Source organism: Vibrio sp. ZOR0018, from assembly GCF_963865925.1.
Taxonomy (GTDB): Bacteria; Pseudomonadota; Gammaproteobacteria; order Enterobacterales; family Vibrionaceae; genus Vibrio; species Vibrio anguillarum.
In genome coordinates this window covers 1-389 of sequence record NZ_CAWMCN010000089.1, presented here as the reverse complement: position 1 = coordinate 389, position 389 = coordinate 1, and the positions used below count along the sequence as shown (strand labels likewise).

Genomic DNA, 389 nt, shown 5'->3' with positions numbered 1-389 from the left:
GGAAGGAGAGACTTGAACTCTCACACCTTACGGCGCCAGAACCTAAATCTGGTGCGTCTACCAATTTCGCCACTTCCGCAGCTCGATATCTATGTGTTGCCAACTTTCGCTAACAACTAAATTATGGTGGCTACGACGGGATTTGAACCTGTGACCCCATCATTATGAGTGATGTGCTCTAACCAGCTGAGCTACGTAGCCATCTTTTTGAGCGAGACAATATAATACAATCCACACTCATGTGCCAATGGTTTTTTAAACACTGACCCATTTGAATAATGGCAGGGCTACCTGGATTCGAACCAGGGGATGGCGGCATCAAAAGCCGCTGCCTTACCGCTTGGCGATAGCCCTACAAGATGATTGCTCATCTAAATAATGGTGCGGAA

General features: G+C 47.0%; 3 tRNA genes. All 3 read right to left on the bottom strand.

Annotated elements, in window-relative coordinates:
• The 3 genes from AACR75_RS05000 to AACR75_RS04990 all read right to left on the bottom strand — a co-directional run bounded on the left by AACR75_RS05000 (position 1) and on the right by AACR75_RS04990 (position 354).
• Positions 1-79 (bottom strand) — tRNA-Leu (locus AACR75_RS05000).
• Positions 80-124: 45 nt separating this feature from the next.
• Positions 125-201, bottom strand: a tRNA-Met gene (locus AACR75_RS04995).
• A gap of 78 nt (positions 202-279) precedes the next feature.
• Positions 280-354, bottom strand: a tRNA-Gln gene (locus AACR75_RS04990).
• Positions 355-389: the final 35 nt, after the last annotated feature.